Here is a 21,512-nt window from a genome sequence, read left to right on the forward strand (position 1 = left end):
ATTTCATTTAACACCTTTAAAATATATACTCTCTATAAATTTATATGAAAACATGGCAATCAAAACAGATATCAAAGTAACAAAAATTATTTTGAGAGCAACGAAGTCTTCAGTAAAATTTTTTGTTATAAAATAAAACAAACTATATCCAATTGGTGCATGTACCAAATATAAAGAGTACGATATATTACCAAAAAATATCAATATACGATTTGTGCAATTAAAATAAAAACAAAAAGCAAAAATTAGAGTACACATAACAGCACTAAGGAAGGAGCTTAAGTCTCTAAAAATATATACTGAGACCAAAATAGCAAAATAACAAACCAATAAAATACCGATCTTTATTTTATTTGTCACATACTTATAAAAAAGAATACCTATAAAAAAAAGCAAAAGCCAAGTAACAAACCAGCTCCCGCTACCAGTAAAAAACAACTTAGTATAGTTGACCAGCAGCAAAAGTAGTAGCAAATACTCTATCTTTAAAAATTTAAAATGCCTAGAAAGAAGAAAAAAAACAAAAATAATAAAATAAAATCTAACCTCAACCAGTAAAGGCCAATAGACATTATTCATATAGGGAGCATTTAAAAAATCTTTGATAAAAAAAATATTTGCAAATATATCACGCATACCGTAAACTGGATAGAAATTAAAAAAAAATGGCATTATCAAGACTATAGCTATACTAAATAGATATGGCGGATAAATTCTTAGTAGTCTCTTATATAAAAAAAATGCTATGTTTTTTCCACGATCTATAGATGCGTAGATCAAATAGCCACTTAGATAAAAAAATAAAATTACTCCAGTATTTCCAAAAAAAGAGAAATTTAAAGATGTATTTCCTAGCATGGTAGTCGAATAATCATCAAAAACAACACTATTTGTTAAAAAATGAGCTGCCAAAACAAATAAAATCGCCATGCCTCTCATGGTATCAAATGATAAATTTCTATTCACCAACAATACTCGCAAATTTATTTACAACGTCATTAATGTCGTATACATTACCATACTCTTGGCTAAGACCCCAATCACTACATAGATAATCAGCTATCTTATCAGTTTCGTTTAATTCAAAATAAGCAAGTCCATTTTCTTCAGCCACTCTTTTGCTTGCTCCATCTGGGGATATGACCATAATGGGTGTTTTAGAACCAATGTAATCTACAAGCTTTGATGGAAAAAATATGCTCTTATGCTCGCTTGGAGCATCTATCAAAACCAACAAATCAGCGCCAACCATCAACTCTAAACTTTTAAGGTAACATACGCTTCCTTTAAATGATATGTACTCCGATATGTCATATTTTTTTAATAAATTTGTTATAGATCTACCAAAACCATATATCTCAAAAATAAAATCTATATTCTTTCCGTCTTCTTTTAGCTTATACATTGCCTTATATAGCGGCTCTGGTGTTCTGGCACCATAAAAACCACCGATATATCGCACTATCTTTTTACTACCAGATACATTGTCTTTTCTTGGAAATAGACTAGGATCATTTGAATGCTCCAAAAGATAGAATTTGCTAGATAGATATGGGTATTTGCTAGTATAAAATTCTCGTGTCTCTATGGAAGTAAATATGATCTTATCGGCAGCATAAAAACATTCTTTTTCTAAAGCAACATTTTTTTGATTTATGCCTTTGCTGTAGCCATTATAAATATTATCAGTCCATGGATCAGACTGATGTGCCACCCACTTACATTTAAAATATTCTTTTAATTGCCTGCCAAGTATATTTGTGGACAGAGGAAAAGAAAATGTTAGTATTAGGTCAAAATCACCACTTTTAAATTTATAAGACAAGCTTTGATATGCTTTTTTATGCCATTTTTTATATTCATCTGGTGTCTTATAGATACTTGGAATGACTTTGCTAATAAAATATTTGACGTATTTATTTTTTACCACGTCATCTACGTATATGACCTCTTTTATTTTATCAAAAATATCTGGGTATAAACTATTATCTATCAAGGCGTTCTTTAAATTTGCAGTTACTACAGTTATTTCATATTGCTCTGATAACGAAAAATACCTCAGTAATCTTCCTATTTGTATGGCTTGTGGAGAATTAAATGGGGGCAAGAAATAAGATATAAAAAGTACTTTTTTCACAAAAGAGACTCAATGATTTCATAAATTTTATTAGATGTTTTTCCGTCACCGTAAGGATTTTTTAAATTTTTAAATTTGTTATATTCATCAACATTTTCTACAAGCTTACAAACCTCATCTGCGATCCCAGTGGTGCCAACAAGCCTCACAGTTCCGGCCTCTACAGCCTCTGGTCTTTCTGTATTGTTACGCATAACTAAAACAGGCTTGCCAAAACTTGGCGCCTCCTCTTGTATGCCACCGCTATCAGTCAAAATAATATATGCCTTTGACATGAGATATACGAAGCTTTCGTATTTAAGTGGCTCTATTAAATAAACATTTTTTATATCTGATAATATTTTTTTAGCTGGCTCGCATATATTTGGATTAAGATGCAACGGATAAACAAAATCCATATCACTACTATATTTAATAGCTAATTCTTTTATTGAATTGCATATATTCAAAAAATTATCACCAAAATTTTCTCTACGATGGCCAGTTATAAGAATAAATTTTCTTTCACTTGGCGTGTAATCTAAGCAAGGAGTTGTCTTTTTTAGCTTATCTAGTGTAAAAAATAGTGCGTCTATTACACTATTGCCTACTACAAAAACATTATCCTCATCTATATTTTCTCTTAATAAATTTTGCTTAGCCAGCAAAGTCGGTGCAAAATGATACTTTGCTATTTTGGACGTTAGCTGTCTGTTGACCTCTTCAGGAAATGGAGAATAAATATCATAAGTTCTAAGTCCAGCCTCTACATGAGCCACGTCTATCTTTTTATAAAATGACGCCAACGATGCAGCAAAAGAAGTAGTTGTATCACCATGAACAAATACTAAATTTGGCATAAATTCATCTAGTATACTTGATACTCCTAGTAAAATTTTTGATGTTAGCTCGTCTAGTATTTGATTTTGCCGCATAAGGTCTAGGTCATAGTCTGCTTTAACCCCAAAAAAGGACATTACATCGTCAAGCATTTTTCTATGTTGTGCAGTTATGCATATTTTTATATCAAATTTATTATATTTCTTAAAAAAAATATATATTGGTAAGATCTTAATGGCTTCTGGTCTAGTACCAATAATAAATAATATTTTTTTCATTTTTATAATTCTCTTACCACTATTTCTCTGAAGCTATCTATATCTTTTAAGAGTAAATTTTTATCAAAGTACATTACACCTCGAAATAGTGGCACCATTTTTGTACCCATACCCCTTTTAAAATGTGCTATATTTATCTGTTTTTCGTCTAAATAATCTAAAAATCCATCCACTAAGTTATACCCTGCAGGCTGAGAGTACTCCATATGCTTAAAACCCATATCATGAAAATACTCGGTAGCTTTTTGCAAAATAGCGTGATATATAGGAATTCTCATATTTGTAAATTCTGGATCATCCGTACCGCTCATATATACAACAACTTCGCTCGTATGTAAAAAATAGCAAAGACCTATAAATTGGCCTTTATATCTTAATCCTATAATAGTAGCATTGCCATTTTGTAGCATTTCATACTGCTTGTCAAAGGTTGTTTTAGGTCTTGTTTCTCTACCTGCGGCCTTTTTGTGAAGCTCTCTATATGCCTCATGGATTTCATAGCTTGGATTTTCTTTAGATACTACAACAAAGTCATATTCACTATTTTTAAAAATTGCATTTATGGATGACTTGTATCGTTTTCTTAGCCTCGTCCACAAAGCGCTTTTTTCACCACAAAGATCAAGCACGCAGTTGCTACCAGTAGTGTCTATAAAGCCATATTTGATAAGATAGTTATATTTATTAAAAAACTCCATAACCAAAGAGTCCAAATAAAACATTATCTTGCCAACATTATAGCTTTTACTTATCTCAAAAATTTCTTTAAAAACTATGTCATAAACTCTGTCGCTTATAGCAAGCGGAGCAACCGTAAAATATCCAGACAAAGATATAGAGGCGACGCCATTTGCTTGCTCTACTGGCAAAAAACAAATTCCAACACACTTGTTGCTCTCAACAACTACAAAGCTTTCATCGCTAAGTATATCTTTGGAATAAAATTTCATATAGTCTAAGTATGAGCTTAGATATCTTGGGCTGTGAATATTTTCTGAGATATATTCCTGCCATCTAGCTTCAAAATTCTCACGATCCTCTTTATAGCGCACTATCATATGCTAAATCCATCATCAACTACGATATTTTGACCATTTACATATCTACTCATATCGCTAAGTAGATATACCAAGGTACCTTTTAAGTCACTATTGTTTAGCATGCCCTTGTTTAGGCACTGATCTTTATATTTTTCCAAAAAAGGCTCTGGCTGGTTATCAAATATACCGCCAGGACTTAGCGCATTTACCTTTATATTCATACCTTTAAAATACTTTGCCATATATTTAGTAAGGTGAATAAGTCCTGATTTTATGGCAGCATATTCAACCGGCATAGTCATTGTTGTGTTGTTATATATTTCAAATTTTGGAGCAACCACGCCATAGATCGAGCATATATTTATGATATTTCCATATCCTTGCTCTTTAAAATATCTTGCAAACTGCTGAGATGCAGCAAAATAACCACCCAAATTTAGTCCCAAATTTTCTATAAAGTCACTATACTCAACATCAAAAAAGTGCCTTCCATAGTTCTTGTTTCGAGGGTATGCATTATTTACTAGTGCATCTATCCTTTTATACTTATTATGCAAATATTTTATACAAGCCTCCAAAGAGTCTTTAGAGGTGATGTCGAGCTTCACAAAGTCTATATTTTTTGAATTTAGCTCTTTGGATAGCGCCTCTTTTGCCTCTTGCCCTATTTTTTCATTTATATCCGCGATAATAGCTATGCCGTTGTTTTCAACAATGGCTTTTATAAATTCTTTACCAATAAGTCCAGCTCCACCAGTAACGACAACTACTCTATCTTTTAACACTGCTGTTCCTTATATAAATTTTACTTTTAGTTAAATTTTCTAAACACTGGCTTGATGGGTGGCCCAACTAATAAATCATTAACTTTATTTGTTTCTATAGCCAAAGCCAACAACTTTAAAGACCTTTCAAACGCCTCAATTGTTTGAGAAATTTCACTATCTCTATGCGAAAAAGATGGATTGATTGATTGTGCTAAAACTCCATTTTTTATCATTTCTTGCTGAAAAAGTGTTCTCATAAAATTATCTTTAAAATAAAAATATGGCCTGCAATCAACTCCCATTATTTTGGCATATTCCTGAATAGAATACTTTTCTGCAATACTATTAAAACTATCTTTTATTTTTTTTCCAACATCCCAAACATACTTTGTAACCTCATAGTTGTTTTGATTTAATATTTCTATATTTTTTTGAGCAGCCCTTAAATGATGAGTTTCGCCACCATAAGTGGTAGAGAGTAGAAAAACGCGCTCTTGATCATGCTCTAGCCCACCAAGCTTCATAATATCTCGCCTACCAACCAAAGCCGAAATAGAAAAACCATTTGCTATTGCTTTACCAAAAGTAGACAAGTGCGGGGTCACTCCATATAAATATTGAGCACCTCTTGGATGGAATCTAAAACCGCTCACAACTTCGTCAAATATTAAAACGATTCCCTCTTTTTCACACAAATCCTTAACATTTTGCAAATAACCTTCTTTAGGCTCCTCTGTGGCAGCCGGCTCCAATATAACGCAAGCTATACCTGCCTTTTTATATTCATCTATTTTATTTTTTAAATCATCCAAATCATTATATTTAAAATGTTTGGTTTCAGATTTTGTTCTTTGTGTAACACCGCTAGATATTTCAGTATCACCTATAAACCAATCATCTATTGAAAAAAATGGTTGATCAAAACATCTTAATACTATTTCTTTTCCTGTATATGCCCTAGCAAGTTTTACGGCTGCAGTAGTGGCATTAGAACCATTTTTACCAAATTTAACCATTTCTGCAGATGGAATTTGATTTGATATCAACTCAGCAACTTCTGCTTCTAGAAACGAAGGTCTTATAAAATTACAACCATTGTCTAGTTCTTTTTTTACAACATCAAGTATTGGATCATACGCATGTCCTAGCAGTACAGACGTTAATCCCATTCCCCAATCAATAAACTCATTACCATCTACATCCCATATTCTTGCACCTTTGCCTTTGACAATAGAGTGCGGAGATAACTGAGGGAATTGATCATCACCCTTGCTGTAGGTATGTGCTCCTCCTGGTATTAAAAAAGAGGCCTTTTTTCTTAAAATATTTGACTTATCAAAATTGCTAATCATTTGTTATCCCTTTATCTATATTATTACTGAAACATGCAAGCAAAATCTTGATGGGCTTTATAAAAATCATCTGGTTTTCCTATGTCTAGCCAATACCCATTAATTTTATAAGTTCCTATTTTTTTACCATCTTTTATTAATTCATCAAAAAGGCTAGTTATATCATATTTTTCATTATCGGGAACATATTTTAAAACATTTGGGCTTAAAACATATATACCTGCACTAGTTTCATATGTTTTTATCGGTTTTTCTATTATATCACGCACAGTATTGTCTTCTTTTGATATAACTCCATAAGGTATTTGAATGTTATATGATATTGTGGCAATTGTTACATCGTATTTATTTGTTTCATGAAAATTTAAAATATCTTCAAAATTTACATTAGTCAATATATCACCATTCATTAAAATAAATGGCTCACTAATACTATCCTTGTCAAGCATACAAAGACACCCAGCTGTTCCTAATTTTTGCTTTTCAACTAAATACTTTATATTAACATCCAATGTATTTCCATTATTAAAAAAGTCAATGATTTGGTCAGCCATATAGTTAACACTTATATAAAAATTAGAAAACATATATGTTTTAAATTGTTCTATGATAGTTTGAAGTATTGGCTTTCCACCAATGCTTAACATTGGCTTAGGTATTTTTTCTGTAATTTTACCAAGTCTACTGCCTAAACCACCAGCCATCAAAACAACTATGTTGTTTTTGGTTAGCATTTGCTTAACACTCTTAAACTCTATAAATTCAAAATCCTCATTTAATACTGGTAAAATACCATATCTAAGTAGTTTCAGTAGCTCATCTTTGCTATACTGTTTCAAATATTCCAAATAATGAAAATTCTTATTTATTACCTTTATGACTTGATCATTATTGGTTACATCACCATATATCAAAGCCCTTCTAATATCACTTGTCGATAAAGTACCAATTATTTTTTTATTACTTATTACATACAAGGAATCTATATCATCATTAACAATTTCCTCAAGTTTTTTCATGGCATATCGAATAGTCTGATTTGAGTCTATTAAAAATTTTTTATTTTCTGTTGTTATAGACAAAAGCTCTTTCCAACCAAAATTTAAATTCTTTTTTGATTCATAAAAGTGCTTAAAAAAATAAAAATCCTCCAAAGTATCCAATGTCCATCTTATGTATGAGTAGTCTATATCATTCTTATAATTGGCCAACTTATATTCATTTTTGTGCCCATGTATGTATTTAGTAACATGTTCAAGATCTTCTGGATCTTTTGCTTTATGATATATACTTTCCAAAACATTAAAATTAAAAACCTCAACGTCTAAACCATCTGGGAAAGTTCTCTCTAGTGTATTTGATGTATAGTCAGAATTACTATTTTGATGCAAAGATATTACTTCATCTATAACATTAAAATCAGTAACTGGACAGTCACCAGTCAATCTAACAACAATATCAGCTTTAAATAATTTAGCACATTTATAATATCTGTCCAAAACATTTTTTAGGTCGCCCCTAAAACATTCAATATCATTTTCTTTACAAAGTAGTTCAATATCATTATCTTCTACATTTACGGACGTTGCAACAACTAATTTATCTATTTTACTAGATTTTTTGATTCTCTCTATTTGATAATACAAAATTGGTTTATCGTTTACTTTCTTTAAAACTTTGCCTGGCAACCTAGAAGAACTCATTCTTGCTTGAAGTATGGCTAAAATCATTTTTATATCCCTAGACTATCAATTTCTACAATACTTTTAGTTTTTTGTGCCATTTTACCAGCTATTAAAACCTTCATTAAATTTATTGTCAAGATACTGCCATTGTCCACCAGTCCTCTTTCTATTCTAAAAATAAAATTTGAAAGCAATCTTTTAAAAGAAAGGAATGCATCAAGAGTATCTGCCCTATAATACTTTATATCACTAAAGAACTCGATTCTGAGTGTTAGTTCACTGCTACCAAGAGCATCTATTTGGATTATACTGCCATCATGATTGTAAAGAGTAAAAGATTCGTGATTTGAATTATTATACTGCACTGATTTAACATTAAAAGGAACAACGGAAAAAATTCCATCCAGTATATGAATTGCGTATTTTTCCCAACTTTTTACAGTTGTGCCTCTAGTAAGCTTTATTTTGCCAAATTCATTAATATCTCTTCTTATTTTATCTAACTCCGGCGCATATCTTATCCCTGAACAACTTGCAAGTTGTCCGGACTCCAAAAATGGCTTAAAATAAATTAAGTCGTTAATATCCAGAGAGAGAGGTTTATCAATAAATACATATTTGCCAGCATCCAAGAAAGATTTTGCGATTTTTATATGTGATTCATAGTCGTCTCTTGCAATAATAATAGCATCCACATCCTTGATCATATCTTCGTAATTATCTACTACATTATTAATTTTTGAAGCTTTGGCTATTTTTATACTTTCATCTAAATTTTGAGTCCAAACATGAGTAACTTTTGCATCAGATATCCCAAAATCAGAAAAATCTCTTTCTTTTAGATACATATAAATATTATTCCAACCGCTCATACTCATATTTTTATCATCGTAGCCATTTATAATTGCAGAAAATGAATATGGGTGTCCATTTCCTTCACTTGTGCCTATTATTCCTATTTTTATCATGAAAAATCACTTTCGAATATAGTTTTATCTTTTTCTATATCTTTAACAAGTTTTTTTCCTATAAAAAACATTGCCTTATCTGGAGATATCCCAGTTCCTGGCCTTTTATAAACAAAATCGTCTTTTGTTAATATATGTCCACTCCCTAAGTCACACCTAGCAACCATGCTTCTTCTAAATTTTTTTCTTTTTTCTTTTTCATCTTCTGATAAGATTTTATATTTACTTCCCAATGATCTAAACACCTTGCTCCCTTCTCTGCAAATAATGCTTAAATCATTTTCATCCGCTGAAACCATATGATCCCAGCCTGGCATATTTTTATCTAGTGTAAAATGTTTTTCTATAATTTTACAACCTTTTGCTATAGCTGCAATTGGTAAAGAAAACCCCAAAGAATGATCAGAATAGCCTATTTCACAATCGTATACACTTTTTAAAGTATCTATGAAATTTAAATTTACAATCTCATCTCTTGGGGGATATATTGAAACACAATGCAATATCGAAAAATTTGAGTATTCTCTTTGCAAAAAAAGATTATAAATCTTATCTATATCTTGCAAAGTTGCCATTCCTGTTGAAATAATTATGGGCAAATTTGTATCTATACAAGCATCTATTATTTCCAAATTATTTGCATCCATCGAAGAAATTTTTATAAAATCACTTTTTATACTTGATAGAAATTTAACTCCATCTACGTCTACAGGCGTACATCCAAAGTCTATCTTTATTTCATTGCAATAATTTCTAAAAATCAATAATTGTTTTTCACTATTTGTAAATGCACTAATTTGCTCTCTTATATTAGTTAATCCTAGTTCTTTATCTTCCCATTTATCAACATTTTCTAATTTAACTTTACCAGAATCTAGCTCATCTAAATAATCATTTGTAAATAAATTATCTTTTGTAAAATATTGAAATTTAACAGCATCTGCTCCACAATCTTTTACGGCCTTTATCATTTTTAAACCAATATTTGTGTCACCATTATGATTACATCCAATTTCGGCTATTACATATGGTTTATCTAGCTTTTTTAATATCATATTTTAAATCCCTTTTTGTTTTTATATTTTCCCACCAGCAAAATTTATTTGTATCAAAATTTGTATTAATAAAATTAATATATGCGTCCGCTCCACAATTTTGAATATACTCTTTTAATTCAATTACGTCATCATATAAATTACTAAATATATTATTATACTTCATTAATATACTATAATGCGCCAATTTAGCAGCAATACCTTGATTTAATTTTTTTTTATCTAATTTAAAATCAAATCCAACTAATGAATTATTATGCTGCCTATAATTCGCATATGTATTATATAGTGCAATTCCACTATATCCACTTATTAAAACCCTTGTAACTAGATACCAGTCAAGAGCTATAATCTCTTTAGGGAATTTTATTTTTTTATAGTCAAAAAATTTTAAATTAAGCGCAAGACTTCCGAGTCCTATAAAATTAAATTTTAAGATATCTTTATAGCTAACTACTTTAGGTATTTTCCTTGTAGTAAAAAAACTTTTCTCAGCCAGTCTATTTAAATTTTGATCCACGATATAAAAGTCATTAAACGCAAATGCATATTCATCGATATATTTAGAAACTTCTTCAACCCTGTTATAAGTTACATTTTCATCAAAATCAGAAAGGACTAGAACGTCATACCCAAAACTATAAGCTAAGTCAATTTGTTTTTTTCTTAGTTCTATTGGTGTATGATCTTTAAAATTTTGTATAAATATATTTTTTTTATTTTTATTATATCTTACAATATATTCCTTTATTGCTTCAACTATCAAATCATCCAATACTAGTAGAAGGTCAAAATTTTGATCTGTTTGGTTAAAAACAGACACCAAATAATCTTTCATGAATATATCAAAATTATCAGATTGATAAATAACTGCACTGTATAAAATTTTGTTCATTGTATCTCTTTTAGTAGCACAAAGCTTTCAGCATATTCACATCCAGCAGTTGCTCCTCTTAAGGTTGCCAATGACTTTAAATTTCTCTCACTTCTTGGAAAAGGATGCATAGAAATTTCGCTTTTAAAAATTTTCATTATTTCTATTTTTTTTTCAAAATATGCACTTACGTCCACAAATGTATTTGGTATAAAGCTATCTTCTTTAGTACTTGGCGCAAATTCTGTTTCACTTAGGGTTTCCATCATATATATCTTTTTGATAAATGGATATCTAAATGCCTTTGTGCAACTATAGCTTGCTTCAAAAATTTTTCTATGGTCGCTGTGAACATCTCCCTTAAAAGGAAGATATATAATATTTGGTTTAATTGTATTAATAACATTAGAAATTTTGTCTATGAGGCTACTCATTCCATATTCATCGACTTGCATAGTTTTTAATCTTAAATTATTAACGCTATTAAATTTGTAAGCATCTGCAACTCTTTTTAATTCATCTTCTCTTGTTTTATAATAACTATTTGTTTTATCAATAGTTGTACAAATAAGCCAATGCACTTCATCGCCACTCGTCTTATGTTTAAGCAGTGTTCCGCCGCAACCTAATGTTTCATCATCTGGATGTACCGCTACAACTAATACTACATTTTTCATTTAAAATATATCCGACATAATTAAATCTTTTTTAAAATCAACACCATTTAAAGAAAAATCAAATAACTTGTATCCAAAAATATAATCAAACTCTTTATTCCCGATAGTAAAGCCAATAGGCAACAATAAGTTGTATCTCCCATTACGGTCTAGTGTTGAAAAATTTGTGCCACTAAAAACGATATCAACTTTATCATCAAATTTTTTTAATATATTAGAACCATTTCTAAAATAGCTACAACCTGGCTTATTTAATCGCCAATTTAAGTTATCCTCATCTTCAATGTCAAACGATATTAAGCTTGAGTGCTCTTTTGTTTTTATTTGTTGCAAATCATCATAAGATAGGCTAGACACGCACATACCATCATCAATTATCCATTCTAGCCTTTTTTTAAAGCCAGGAGCCGACTTTTTATTTGGAAAACCATATACAAATTTATAGCCCATTTCGGCTGCTTTATCGTAAACATCATTTGCCTGTTCTACAAAAATACCATATTTTCTATAGCTAGCATCAACCATTGTTGTCATAGAAAGAACCGCATCTATTGTTTTTTGATTGTGCGTAAATTTGATAGGTATCACAGCATAATGCCCAACAAGTTTACTATTGTCAAAATAAAGAGAAACTATTGGATTACCATTTGGATTATCCACATAAGCCCAATTCCAAAGATTTTCGTCTATCTCATGACCAAAAGAGTGTAAAAATAACTCTAAAATCTGTTCTTTATATTTCAATAATTCATTTTTGTCATTAATAAGAATCTTACCAAATTCAACTGGGATATAAAGCTCTGCTTCCCCATCAATCGCAAGCTTGCCATCAACTTTACAAATAGTCTCAAAAACAACTCTTCTTTTTTCTAAATCAATACTACTTACAGTAACTACGGCTTCAACTGTGTCATTTATATATATAGGTCTTTTAAAATTCAATGACTGCCTGGTATACACACAGCCTTCTCCTGGGATTTTGGTACCAAATAGTGCAGAGAAAAAAGAAGCGCTTATCATACCATGTGCTATTCTTTTTTTAAATCTAGATTTTTTTGCATAATCTTCGTCCATATGAACAGGATTCCTATCACCAGAAAGGCCTGCAAAAAATTTAACGTCTGCATCGGTTATAGTTTGTGTGTAGGTAGCACTCATTCCGATTTTTATTTCTTCAATTGGTAATTTATTAAAACTCATATCAACTCATCTTGTTTATAGTCTTTTTGTGAAATTTGTCCGATCACCTCATCCCACCTCATAGGATTTAAGCCATCTCCTGGGCGTTTTACGCAGATATTTTGCTCGCTAAAAATTTCACCCTTTTTTATATCTCGTTTTGCCACGATAGACTTTCTAGCTATTTTGATATTTTCGCTCTCGCTTTTGCTAAAGTGCTTTAGTCCGTCTCCAAGTGCTAGCTCGATATTTCTAATAGCCCTAACCATAGCCGCTAGCTCATCTGGCTCAAGGCTAGCCTTATGATCAGGTCCGGGCAGGCTCTTATCAAGCGTAAAGTGCTTTTCTATGATCTTTGCACACATGGCAACTGCTGCGATATCAACCTCGATGCCAAGCGTATGATCGCTATATCCGACATCAAGACCAAAGGCATTTTTAAGAGTTATCATCGCCTTTAAATTTACATCCTCCATTGGCGTTGGATACTGCGTATTTGCATGAAGAAGGCTTATGTTTTCACGTTTCGTGCCACTTTTTACAAGTGCTTCTATCGCAGCTTCCACCTCGCCTAAATTTGCCATGCCGGTTGAGAGAATGATCTTTTTATTAAGCTCACCTATCTGCCTAAGATAAGGCAAATTCGTTATCTCGCCACTTGGGATCTTAAATGTGCTAAGCCCCAGCTCATCAAGGAGCTTTATGCTGTCACTATCAAAAGGTGTTGAGAGAAAAGTGATATTTTTTTGCTTGCAGTAGGCTATGAGCTCTTTATGCGTGTTCTCATCTAGTTCAAGCTTTTTTATCATCTCAAACTGGCTTTCATTTTTATCGGTAGTTTCTTTTTGATAGCTAGCCTTTTGCGCGTTTTTTGAAACAAGATTTTGAGCCTTAAAGGTTTGAAATTTCACTGCATCAGCGCCAGCTTTGGCTGCCACGTCGATCAGTTTTTTAGCTAAATTTATATCGCCATTGTGATTAACCCCAGCCTCAGCTATGATAAAAACCCTATTTGACATCAAATTTCCTTTAAAATGCTAGTTTTACGCCTTTACAAAAGCGTTTTTCTCCAAGTTTCTCATCACGCTAGTTCCGCCGCCTATGATAGAATTTTCGCCTATCACTATATACTCTTTGCTGGTTGCATTGCTGCCAAAGAATGCCCCATCTTGCACAACAACGCCGCCATTTACCACACTTGCTGTTGAGATATGGCAATGATCGCCGATAGTTGCGTCATGCTCCACAAGCGCCTTTGTATTTATGATGCAGTTTTTGCCGACACTTGCACCAGCGTTGATCAAGGCATGATGCATCACCACGCTTCCCTCAGCTACACATGCATGCTTTGAGATATACGCAAGTGGTGAGATGATGGTTGGAAGTATGAAACCTATTTCTTTTAGCAGTGTAAACAGTCTTTTTCTAGGCTCACTGCTTTTTATCTGACCAACCGTCACCACAGCATTTTTGCATAACTTAAAAACCTCAGCCAAATCATCATCACTTCCAATAATCTCATAACCAAGTACCTTTTTGCCAATATTTTCTGCCGTATCTATGATACCAATTATATTAAATTTAGCTTCGCTCTCGATGACATCTATCACACTTTTGCAGTGCCCGCCACCACCTACTAAAACTATATCTTGCACGTCTAAACTCTTGCGCTACTTGGGATATTTACTATCCTATCACTTAGAAATCTAGCATTTTTTAGCTCATCTCTTTGGCAGTCTTTAAACATATCAAGCTCGTTCATGAGCTGCCAGATAGGGCGCGTAAAAACACCATTTTCATTACTAAATTTCAAAAACTCATCTCGCTTTTCACGGCTTTCAAAAAGCACCGCATTTAGCCAAAAATTTGACCTAGCATCTGCTGGCTCATCTATAAATTTCACATCATCAAATTTAGAAAAATACTCTTTATAGATCATCGCAAGCTCGCGTTTGCTTTTTAAAAATAGCTCCAAATTTTCAAGCTGTGCCACAAGCAGAGCTGCATTTAAATTTGGCAAGCGATAGTTGTAGCCGATCTCGCTGTGGCGATACTCAAAAGGATGTGGCACCTTGGCCGTTGTGGTGATAAATTTAGCGTGCTTTGCTATCTGCTCGTCGTTTGTGATGATAGCTCCGCCACCTCCACTTGTGACGATCTTATTGCCATTAAAGCTCATCGCTGCAAGCTTGCCAAAATTCCCCGTATGAGTGCCTTTGTAGTAGCTGCCAAGGCTCTCGGCACAGTCTTCTACTAAAGCGATGTTCCAACGCTTACAAATTTCAGCTATATCATCTATCTTGCAAGGCAGTCCAAAAGTGTGCATAGGTACGCAGGCTCGCAATATCCTGCCACTAGTTTTATTTACACATTTGCCGCCTTTTAGCTCGCAGTTTTTCTCTAAAAACGCACTAAGTGACGCTGGCGACATACCGAGTGTGCCAAGATCAACGTCCACAAAAACCGGCTTTGCAAAAAGGTAACTAATGGCGTTGCAAGTGGCTATAAAAGTAACTGGCTGGGTGATCACTTCGTCATTTTGCTCTACGCCAGCTAGTTTTAGGCAGATGTGAAGCGCAGAGGTGCCATTTGTCGTGGCGACTGCAAATTTAGCACCTACCATTTTAGCTAGCTTGCTCTCAAACTCATCGACAAATTTGCCGACACTTGAGACAAAGCTAGAGTCGATGCACTCAAGTAGATATTTTTTCTCATTGCCTATAAATTTAGGCTCGTGAAGTGGGACTTTGCCCTTGCCAAAGGTGCTTTTTATAAATTTCAAAACCTCGTCAAAATCACATCTTTTCATCGAGATATTTTCCTGTTTCTTTATGCATAAAATTTGGTATGAGTTCGAAGACCTCGCGCAAAACGTCCTCTTTGCTCCATGCTAAGCTTGATTTTAAATTTAAGATATTGTTTTTAAAAATTTCTAGCTTTTTGCTGTCAAAATTTGCATCATTTTTGACTATGCCGATATTTTGAAGTCTTTGCATGTCAAGTCTTTCGCCGTCAACGAAAAACTCCTCATAGTCCTTCTCTCCAGTCGTGTCACTAGGTGCAAAAAGGCAAGGGTAAAAGCCATCTTTTGGAAGCTCTTTTGCAAGCTTTCTGGCCTCCTCCTCATTTTCACATAAAAATGGCTCGTATCCTAAATTAGCCAAGTAGCGCTTGGCTATCTCGCTAAATGTTATAAGGTCTAAATTTTCATCTAGTTTTGGGAAAAATATATCTCTATTTTCACCAAAAATGGTACTTAAAAGACAAAGCTCGCCGCTCTCTTTTGGCGTTAGGAAGTAGCGCCTGACGTCGTTTGGGGCGACTATAGGCTGAAATTTTTCTATGCGCTTTTGAAATCCAAAAAGAAGTGAGCCGTCGCTAAATGCCACGTTTGCAAACCTAGCCATTGAGACGTCGATATTTAAAGAGTGCCTAAACGCAAACATCTCCATGATGCGCTTGCTAGCTCCCATTAAATTTACAGGATTTGCGGCCTTATCGGTGCTAACGCAAAAGTATTTTTTTGACTTCATACTAAAGGCTTGAGCCAGCGTTTTGTCAGTGTTAAGGATATTTGTTTCAAGCATCCTCATGAGTGTAAATGGATCTTTTTCACTTCTAACATGCTTTAGCGCTGATAAATTTAACACGTAGTCAAATCCACCACTTTGTGCCAAAAGTGCGTCAAACTCGGCACTTGCAACATCTATGGCAAAAGTTTTAAAGTCACCATTTATATATCCAAACTCACTTCTTATGTCACGCACTAGCTCAACAAGGTTGTTTTCAGAGATATCAACGACGTAGAGTTTTTCGGGGTCTCTTATAAAGATCTCTTTTGTCACAGCAGAGCCTATAGAGCCAGCCCCACCGATAACTAGAAAGCTTGAGCTTGAAACTATCTCTTTTAAGTCTTTATCAAGTGCATTTATGTCATCTTCAAAGAGATTTTTCGTACGTCCTATTAAGCTTAAGATATCCATTATTGCTTCACTATCAGAACATCTTCTCTTGTATTATTCATAGGAAGACCACTAAGTTGTTCAAGCAAATAAGACTCACAACCCATAGAACGATACCTTTGAAGTATGGAAAAAACTACACTATCATCTATACAAAGTGGTTCTAGCTTATTCCAACAAACATTTGGAAAAGTTTTAGATAATGACCACTTCATATGAAAGTTGCGACCAGCCTCTGATGATAAAAAACGTTTCTTTTTGCTTATATTAGGAATATCACCAATCAATAGTCTCCCCCCCCACTCTTTAAGAGCTCTACGCAAGTATCTAAAAATTTTAAATAGTTAGCATGATATACGACATGATGCAAAACAGAGTAAACAATAATATAGTCCACTTTTGAATATAAGCCTTCGTAATCGTAATCACATGGAAATTCATGAGTAATTTTAATAATAAATGGCTCATTTGGCAAATTATCCAACATCTCTTTTGAGTCAATTAAATATAAAGTAAAATTATTTTGTCTAGCATATTCTATAAGTGATTTTACAGGACCGGAGCAACCACACCCTATATCCATTATAATTTTAGTTTTTTCATTGTCTGGTTTAATGTTTAACTTTTTTAAAATATCTGGAAATATATTTTCTTCAGTTCCTTTTCTATATATATCAGGAAAGCCAACCTTTTCATTATCATTTAATGAATTGTCCAAAGCCATATTCTTAAAATCCTCAAAACTAAGCATTTTACATCCTATCTTTAGCCGTAATTCCCATTATATTAAATGCTGTTTTTATCGAGATAGCGACAACTGCAAAAACTTTTAGCAAGCTATCTTCGTTTTTATTTCCAACCACACGGTTTTCATTATAAAATTTATGAAAGCTAGCAGCCAGCGATTTCAAATAGTCTGGTATCTTTTGAAGCTGCCTTGATATAAAAGCATCCTCTAAAATTTCAGGTAAGATTAGCGCCTCAAAAAGTAAATTTTTAGCATTTTCATCTAGACATTCAAAGTCAGCATTGATTACATCTTGAACATTTTTCCCAGCCTTGGCGAAGACTTGATTTATCCTAGCATGAGCGTAGTTTATATAAAAAATAGGATTTGAGCTATCCTCTTTTTTAAGCTCATCTACATCAAATTCCAAACTGCTCGTATTTGCCTTGCTTATAAAAATAAATCTAAGCGCCTCAGCACCGATCTCACTTACTATATCGCTCATTAGCACAGCATTACCAGCGCGCTTGCTCATCTTGTACGGCTTGCCATCTTTTAGCAAACTAACCATCTGCATAAGTATCACTTCAAGCTTGTTTTCATCGTATCCAAGGAAATTTATCGCAGCCTTTAGCCTTGCGATATATCCGTGATGGTCAGCACCCCAAATGTTTATGTAGTGGTCGAAATTTTTCTCAAATTTAGCGTTATGATAGATGATGTCGCCAGCTAGATATGTTGGTCTGCCGTCATTTCTAACCACAACCCTATCGTTATCATCGCCAAGCGTGGTTGAAGCGATATAAGTAGCGCCCTCTTTTTCATACATTTGATTTGAACGTTTTAGCTTGTTTATAGTTGGCTCTAGTCCGTCATAAAGAGCCTTCTCGCTAGCCCAGCTCTCTATAAATATCCCAACGTCAGCCAAGTCTTTTTTAATAATCTCAAGTACTATATCCTTGCCAAACTCGGCAAGCTCGAGGTTTCTACTCTCATCATAAAAAATTTCCCTACCAAATTTCTCATTTGCAAGCTTAGCAATATCTAAAATATAATCCCCGCGGTAGTATTTCTCTGGATAGACGACACTTTCGTTAAAAAGCTGCTCTTTTGCCGCAAGCGATATCGAAGTGCCAAGTAGATCAATTTGATTACCAGCGTCGTTTATGTAGTATTCTGTTGAGATAGCGTAGCCAAGTCTTTTGCCAAGTCTTGCCAAAGTATCGCCATAAACTGCGCCTCTAACGTGTCCGATGTGAAGTGGTCCAGTTGGATTTGCACTGATGTATTCTATTAAATAGCTATCTTTTTTCACATCTTCTTTTGCAAAATTTTCGCTGTCTAGCAAAATTTGCTTTGAAATTTCATCTAAAAACTTGCTTTTTAGCTTGAAATTTAAGTAGCCATTTACTGCACTAGCTTCAACTATTTTGCTATCACTAAATTTATCGGCAAACTCGCTAGCTATCATGGCTGGCGACTTTTTTAGCTCCTTTGCAAGGCCAAAAAGTGGCGTAGCATAGTGGGCTAAATTTTTATCCTTTGGCTTTTCAAGCACAAATTCACGCTCTAAAACCTTTGAAATTTCAGCTTTTATTTTATTTTTCAACTCTAAAACCTATGCGTTTTTAGTTGTTTCTTCTATTTTTTGACTATTGGCATTCTCTTCTTTATGCTCGACTTTTTCGCTCTTTTCAGGGGTTGTGTCCTCCATCTCAGCCTTAAAAGTCTTTATGCCTTTGCCTAGTCCTTTTGCAAGTTCTGGGATCTTCTTTGCTCCAAAAAGTAAAACAATAATCGCTAAAACAACTAGCCAGTGACCAATACTAAAAGAACCCATTTTTTCTCCTCAATAAATTTTTCAAAATGTTATCATAAATTCCTGAATTTCTAGCAATCTATCCACTCATCAATAACGCGTCTTAAGTCTATTTTCGTGCTTTTTAGCCTCATCGCTCTAAGAATTGATTTTAGGCCTTTATAACTCTTTTCAATGTCATCATTTACCAAAAAATAATCATATTCTAAGATGTGCTCCATCTCACCAACTGCGTTCATTAGGCGATTTTCTATCGTTTCATCACTATCAGTTCCGCGGTTTTTCAAGCGTTTTTTAAGCTCTTTTTTATTTGCAGTCGTGATAAAAACTGAAGTTATGTAGCTTTTAAATTTTTCAAGTGCGATATGAAAGCCTTGCACATCAATATCAAATATAACTATCTTCCCAGCCTCAAGTGCTGCCAAAACAGGCTTTAGGCTCGTGCCATAATAGTTTTTATGCACCTGCGCCCATTCTAAAAATTCGCCCTTTTCTATGCCGCTTTTAAACTCATCTTCTTTTATAAAATAGTAATCCACTCCATCGACTTCGCCTTCTCTTTTTGCCCTTGTCGTGCTTGAAATAGAAAAATAAAGATCCTTCTCTTCCTTTAAAAGACGGCCCAAAAGCGTACTTTTCCCACTTCCACTAGGCCCAGAAACTACTAAAATTTGTCCTTGCAACTACTTTTCCTCAAAACTTATATTTATCTTTATGTTCATATCTTTTAGCACATCTCTTAGCGAGCTTTCATTTAACGACTCATGGACGTGTTTTGTGATCTTTTTGGTTAGCTCTTCTTTATAGTCAGCATCTATTTTTGTTTCATCGCATGAGCTAGTTTGTGGAGCAATATTTAATCCAAATGCTGCTTGCATCGTATTTTCATCTATTTCTTCAATAGACGCTACATCAAAATTTAGGCTATCTAACGTCTCTTCTTTAAAATTTTCTTCCTCAAATACCTCATCTACCATACCTAGACCTTCTTGGGCAAGGACTTCTTCAGAAATTTCTTCATGATCTTCTTTAGCTGGCTCTTTTTCAAGGTCTATATCTTCATCCAAAGAAATATCCTCTGCTTCTTTGGTAGATTCTTCATCTATATCTTCCTCTAAATTTTGACTAGCTTCATCTATCAAATTTGCCTCGCTGCTTTCAGGCTCAAATTTTTCATCACTACCAAAATCAGTCTCTAGCTCATCAAAATTTTCACTATCTTCGCTAGCTTCTTCGTTTAGCTCTTTATCCAAAGATTCGATCTCGCTGAGCTCTTTTTTACTTTGGCTTATATCATCTACAAAATCTTCATTAAGCTCGGCAGTTTCTAAATTTTGAGAATTTTGCTCAACCATTTTATCAAGCTCGTTTTTAGCCTCTTCATCCGCCAAGTCGCTCTCGCCCATATCATCTATCTCATCTACAAGCGAACTAAGCTCATCAAAGTTATCACTATGCTCTTCTTTTGTCACAGGTGGCTCATTATTTTGTTCTAAGGATTTATCCAGATCTTCTGAATCAGCCATATATTTGCTAGCTATGTCATTTATCATATCATCATCTATGAGTTCAGTGTCTGTTTCATCAAAACTGATATCTTTATCCTTTAAATCCTCGGTCTCCAGTTCACTTAGCTGCTCTTTTAAAAACTCATCGTCTAAAGCCTCATTATCAAAATTCTCTGCTTCATCATCTTCTTTTGCTAAATTTTCAAGACCCATATCAATTTCTGGAAGCTCAAAATTTTCTAAATTATCAAAGTTTTTATTGCTTTCGTCAAAGTCATTAAAATTTGCAGACTCATCTAGTCCAAGCTCAAGTTCTTTATCATTGTCAGTATCTTTGTTTTGTTCAAACAAACTAATAAATTCTGTTGGTAAAAAGGGCTTTTCAAGCATAACATCAGCAAAATCAGGCTTTTCGCCGCCTCTAGGTGCTAGATACATTATCTTTTGATTTAAATTAACATCGCTGCTATCCATATCACTATCGATGATAATATAATCAAATTGATCGCCAACACTATTAACATCGTCAAATTCACTATATTCTATGCCTAGTTTATTTAAACTTAACGTTATAAGGCGAGAAACTGCTGGGTTTTTGTTTACAAGTGCAACTTTCATGATCCCTCCTTGAAGAGCTTGAGGCTGTATTCTATGATAAATTTCAT

At 33.4% G+C, this 21,512-nt stretch carries 22 protein-coding genes; all 22 read right to left on the reverse strand.

What is annotated here, in order from left to right:
- Nucleotides 1-3: 3 nt before the first annotated feature.
- Genes CYO92_RS08450 through CYO92_RS08555 form a run of 22 tightly spaced genes read right to left on the reverse strand, consistent with a single transcriptional unit; the run spans nucleotide 4 to nucleotide 21,465 of the window.
- Nucleotides 4-966, reverse strand: coding sequence for an acyltransferase family protein (locus CYO92_RS08450; protein WP_103606342.1), 963 nt, complete (start codon nucleotides 964-966; stop codon nucleotides 4-6).
- On the reverse strand, nucleotides 959-2,137 hold the full coding sequence (locus CYO92_RS08455) for a glycosyltransferase family 4 protein (RefSeq protein WP_141089771.1): 1,179 nt from the start codon (nucleotides 2,135-2,137) through the stop codon (nucleotides 959-961). Before CYO92_RS08455 ends, CYO92_RS08450 begins: the two co-directional genes overlap by 8 nt.
- Nucleotides 2,134-3,234, reverse strand: a complete 1,101-nt coding sequence (gene wecB / locus CYO92_RS08460) for a non-hydrolyzing UDP-N-acetylglucosamine 2-epimerase (protein ID WP_103588458.1) — start codon at nucleotides 3,232-3,234, stop codon at nucleotides 2,134-2,136. Before wecB ends, CYO92_RS08455 begins: the two co-directional genes overlap by 4 nt.
- A 2-nt stretch (nucleotides 3,235-3,236) precedes the next feature.
- Nucleotides 3,237-4,292, reverse strand: a complete 1,056-nt coding sequence (locus tag CYO92_RS08465) for a GNAT family N-acetyltransferase (protein WP_103588459.1) — start codon at nucleotides 4,290-4,292, stop codon at nucleotides 3,237-3,239.
- Complete coding sequence (locus tag CYO92_RS08470) at nucleotides 4,289-5,059, reverse strand: oxidoreductase (RefSeq protein WP_103588460.1); 771 nt, start codon at nucleotides 5,057-5,059, stop codon at nucleotides 4,289-4,291. The genes CYO92_RS08465 and CYO92_RS08470 overlap by 4 nt, the downstream gene beginning before the upstream one ends.
- Before the next feature lie 26 nt (nucleotides 5,060-5,085).
- On the reverse strand, nucleotides 5,086-6,393 hold the full coding sequence (locus CYO92_RS08475; protein ID WP_103588461.1) for a glutamate-1-semialdehyde 2,1-aminomutase: 1,308 nt from the start codon (nucleotides 6,391-6,393) through the stop codon (nucleotides 5,086-5,088).
- 23 nt (nucleotides 6,394-6,416) lie between these two features.
- Nucleotides 6,417-8,123, reverse strand: coding sequence for a sugar phosphate nucleotidyltransferase (locus tag CYO92_RS08480; RefSeq protein WP_103588462.1), 1,707 nt, complete (start codon nucleotides 8,121-8,123; stop codon nucleotides 6,417-6,419).
- 2 nt (nucleotides 8,124-8,125) lie between these two features.
- Nucleotides 8,126-9,046 (reverse strand): Gfo/Idh/MocA family oxidoreductase, encoded by a 921-nt coding sequence (locus CYO92_RS08485; RefSeq protein WP_103588463.1) that lies wholly within the window; start codon nucleotides 9,044-9,046, stop codon nucleotides 8,126-8,128.
- The gene (locus CYO92_RS08490; RefSeq protein ID WP_103588464.1) at nucleotides 9,043-10,101 is read right to left on the reverse strand and encodes an N-acetylneuraminate synthase family protein; all 1,059 of its coding nucleotides are present in this window, start codon (nucleotides 10,099-10,101) and stop codon (nucleotides 9,043-9,045) included. Before CYO92_RS08490 ends, CYO92_RS08485 begins: the two co-directional genes overlap by 4 nt.
- The gene (locus CYO92_RS08495) at nucleotides 10,079-10,996 is read right to left on the reverse strand and encodes a hypothetical protein (protein WP_103588465.1); all 918 of its coding nucleotides are present in this window, start codon (nucleotides 10,994-10,996) and stop codon (nucleotides 10,079-10,081) included. The genes CYO92_RS08490 and CYO92_RS08495 overlap by 23 nt, the downstream gene beginning before the upstream one ends.
- On the reverse strand, nucleotides 10,993-11,652 hold the full coding sequence (locus CYO92_RS08500; RefSeq protein WP_103588466.1) for a PIG-L deacetylase family protein: 660 nt from the start codon (nucleotides 11,650-11,652) through the stop codon (nucleotides 10,993-10,995). Before CYO92_RS08500 ends, CYO92_RS08495 begins: the two co-directional genes overlap by 4 nt.
- Nucleotides 11,653-12,852, reverse strand: a complete 1,200-nt coding sequence (locus tag CYO92_RS08505) for a GNAT family N-acetyltransferase (protein ID WP_103588467.1) — start codon at nucleotides 12,850-12,852, stop codon at nucleotides 11,653-11,655.
- Nucleotides 12,849-13,850, reverse strand: a complete 1,002-nt coding sequence (neuB, locus tag CYO92_RS08510; protein WP_103588468.1) for an N-acetylneuraminate synthase — start codon at nucleotides 13,848-13,850, stop codon at nucleotides 12,849-12,851. The genes CYO92_RS08505 and neuB overlap by 4 nt, the downstream gene beginning before the upstream one ends.
- Before the next feature lie 24 nt (nucleotides 13,851-13,874).
- Nucleotides 13,875-14,486: a NeuD/PglB/VioB family sugar acetyltransferase gene (locus CYO92_RS08515; protein ID WP_103588469.1), complete on the reverse strand. Its 612-nt coding sequence runs from the start codon at nucleotides 14,484-14,486 to the stop codon at nucleotides 13,875-13,877.
- A 2-nt stretch (nucleotides 14,487-14,488) separates the two neighbouring features.
- A complete protein-coding gene (locus CYO92_RS08520) occupies nucleotides 14,489-15,640 on the reverse strand; it encodes a LegC family aminotransferase (protein ID WP_103588470.1) in 1,152 nt (383 codons plus the stop codon).
- Entirely contained in the window at nucleotides 15,627-16,814 is a 1,188-nt protein-coding gene (locus CYO92_RS08525; RefSeq protein ID WP_343218558.1) for a UDP-N-acetylglucosamine 4,6-dehydratase, read from the reverse strand. Before CYO92_RS08525 ends, CYO92_RS08520 begins: the two co-directional genes overlap by 14 nt.
- Nucleotides 16,814-17,080, reverse strand: coding sequence for a hypothetical protein (locus CYO92_RS08530; protein WP_103588472.1), 267 nt, complete (start codon nucleotides 17,078-17,080; stop codon nucleotides 16,814-16,816). The genes CYO92_RS08525 and CYO92_RS08530 overlap by 1 nt, the downstream gene beginning before the upstream one ends.
- Nucleotides 17,077-17,544, reverse strand: a complete 468-nt coding sequence (locus CYO92_RS08535; protein WP_103588473.1) for a class I SAM-dependent methyltransferase — start codon at nucleotides 17,542-17,544, stop codon at nucleotides 17,077-17,079. The genes CYO92_RS08530 and CYO92_RS08535 overlap by 4 nt, the downstream gene beginning before the upstream one ends.
- 1 nt (nucleotide 17,545) lies before the next feature.
- Nucleotides 17,546-19,129 carry an arginine--tRNA ligase gene (gene argS / locus CYO92_RS08540; protein ID WP_103588474.1) on the reverse strand — a complete coding sequence of 528 codons (1,584 nt, stop codon included), beginning with the start codon at nucleotides 19,127-19,129 and terminating at the stop codon, nucleotides 17,546-17,548.
- 9 nt (nucleotides 19,130-19,138) lie between these two features.
- A complete protein-coding gene (gene tatA / locus CYO92_RS08545) occupies nucleotides 19,139-19,360 on the reverse strand; it encodes a twin-arginine translocase TatA/TatE family subunit (protein ID WP_054197075.1) in 222 nt (73 codons plus the stop codon).
- A 50-nt stretch (nucleotides 19,361-19,410) separates the two neighbouring features.
- Entirely contained in the window at nucleotides 19,411-20,022 is a 612-nt protein-coding gene (gmk, locus tag CYO92_RS08550) for a guanylate kinase (RefSeq protein ID WP_084041149.1), read from the reverse strand.
- A complete protein-coding gene (locus CYO92_RS08555) occupies nucleotides 20,023-21,465 on the reverse strand; it encodes a Highly acidic protein (protein WP_103588475.1) in 1,443 nt (480 codons plus the stop codon).
- Between the last annotated feature and the right edge of the window lie 47 nt (nucleotides 21,466-21,512).

Source organism: Campylobacter concisus (assembly GCF_002913715.1).
In the GTDB taxonomy this organism is placed as follows: Bacteria; Campylobacterota; Campylobacteria; order Campylobacterales; family Campylobacteraceae; genus Campylobacter_A; species Campylobacter_A concisus_AG.